The sequence below is a fragment of the Aeromonas sp. R1-1 genome (assembly GCF_040908495.1).
Taxonomy (GTDB): domain Bacteria; phylum Pseudomonadota; class Gammaproteobacteria; order Enterobacterales; family Aeromonadaceae; genus Aeromonas; species Aeromonas veronii.
This window is the reverse complement of the sequence record NZ_JBFODV010000205.1, coordinates 1-2,027: the sequence shown is the minus strand read 5'-3', so window position 1 is coordinate 2,027 and position 2,027 is coordinate 1. Positions and strand designations below refer to the sequence as shown.

The 2,027-nt window shown below is 59.7% G+C and carries 1 protein-coding gene and 1 pseudogene; both read left to right on the top strand.

The genetic code is table 11. From position 1 onward, the window contains the following. Positions 1–98 precede the first annotated feature (98 nt). Positions 99–1,505, top strand: a pseudogene (locus AB5Y92_RS13180) (pyruvate formate lyase family protein); the annotation flags it as partial. A 69-nt stretch (positions 1,506–1,574) separates the two neighbouring features. Then, positions 1,575–1,964 carry a RidA family protein gene (locus tag AB5Y92_RS13175; RefSeq protein WP_164536352.1) on the top strand — a complete coding sequence of 130 codons (390 nt, stop codon included), beginning with the start codon at positions 1,575–1,577 and terminating at the stop codon, positions 1,962–1,964. The last annotated feature ends 63 nt before the right edge of the window (positions 1,965–2,027 follow it).

Here is a 2,027-nt window from a genome sequence, read left to right as displayed (position 1 = left end):
AGGTGTTGAAAGGCTGGGGTATCCATGATGGTAGACCTCAAGGTGATGGCCTACTTCAAGATTAGCCTTTCAACACGTAATTGGGACAGAGCCATCTGAAAGCGGGGCTCATCAGCGAGCAGGATGCCCAGGAGCTGGTTGATCACTTCATCATGAAGATCCGCATGGTGCGCTTCCTGCGCACCCCCGAGTTTGACACCCTCTTCTCCGGCGACCCCATTTGGGCCACCGAGGTGATTGGTGGCATGGGGCTGGATGGTCGTACTCTGGTGACCAAGAACTCTTTCCGTTACCTCCACACCCTCAAGACCATGGGACCGGCGCCCGAGCCCAACCTCACCATCCTTTGGGCGGAAGGGCTGCCGCGGGCCTTCAAGACCTATGCTGCCCGCGTCTCCATCGATACCTCATCCCTGCAGTATGAGAACGATGATCTGATGCGCACCGACTTCGAGAGCGATGACTACGCCATCGCCTGCTGCGTGAGCCCTATGGTGATCGGCAAGCAGATGCAGTTCTTCGGGGCTCGCGCCAACCTGGCCAAAACCCTGCTCTATTGCATCAACGGCGGGGTGGACGAGAAGCTGAAGATCCAGGTCGGCCCGAAAGTGGCGCCCATCATGGACGAAGTGCTGGATTACGAGACCGTCATGGCCAGCCTCGACAGCTTTATGGATTGGCTGGCGGTGCAGTACATCAGCGCGCTCAACCTTATCCACTACATGCACGACAAGTACAGCTACGAGGCTTCGTTGATGGCGCTGCACGATCGCGACGTCTATCGCACCATGGCCTGTGGCATTGCCGGTCTGTCGGTAGCGGTCGATTCGCTGGCGGCCATCAAGTACGCCCGGGTCAAGCCGGTGCGCGATGCTGACGGGCTGGCGGTCGATTTCGTGATTGAGGGGGAGTATCCCCAGTACGGCAACAACGACGAGCGGGTCGACTCTATCGCCTGCGATCTGGTCGAGCGCTTCATGAAGAAGATCCAGGCGCTGCCGACCTACCGCAATGCGGTGCCGACCCAGTCGATCCTGACCATCACCTCCAACGTGGTCTATGGCCAGAAGACCGGCAATACCCCGGATGGCCGCCGCGCCGGTGCGCCGTTTGCGCCGGGGGCCAACCCGATGCACGGTCGGGATCGCAAGGGGGCGGTTGCTTCACTCGCCTCGGTGGCCAAGCTGCCGTTCAAATACGCCAAGGACGGGATCTCCTACACCTTCTCCATCGTGCCGGGGGCGCTCGGCAAGGAACCCGCCAATCGCGAGAACAATCTGGTGGGGCTGATGGATGGCTACTTCCATCACGAGCGGGATGTGGAAGGGGGCCAGCACCTCAACGTCAACGTGATGAACCGCGAGATGCTGCTGGATGCCATCGAGAATCCGGACAAGTACCCCAGTCTGACCATCCGGGTCTCCGGCTATGCGGTTCGCTTCAACGCCCTGACCCGCGAGCAGCAGCAGGACGTCATCTCCAGAACCTTCACCAACATGATGTAACTCTCATGCCCGGGGTGAGCAGGCTTGCTCCGGGCCTACTTTTTGTTTGTCAGCACGAGGAAGTAACAGATGCGACAGGTTATCACTACCAAGGCGGCGCCGGGCGCCATCGGCCCCTATGTGCAGGCCACCCGGATTGGCAACATCCTATACACCTCCGGCCAGATCCCGCTGGACCCGGTGAGCGGCGACATTGCAGAGGGTATCGAAGCGCAGACCCTGCGCTCCCTGCAAAACGTAAAGGCGATTGTCGAGGCAGCAGGCGGCGAGGTGCGCAACATCTTCAAGACCACGGTGTTTGTCTCGGATCTGAACGACTTTGCTGCGGTGAATCAGGTCTACAACGACTTCTTCTCCGAGCACGATGCCATGTATCCGGCGCGCTCTTGCGTGGAAGTGGCCCGCTTGCCGAAGGATGTGAAGATCGAGATAGAGGCGATTGCTGCGCTGGAGTCCTGACGCGGCGATCCTTATCAATAAAAAGAGCGGCAGCCCGAGGGCTGCCGCTCTTTTTTCATCGAA

Excerpts from the sequence above, each read along its gene's own strand:
- AB5Y92_RS13175 (WP_164536352.1), top strand. The coding sequence starts at position 1,575 with ATGCGACAGGTTATCACTACCAAGGCGGCGCCGGGCGCCATCGGCCCC.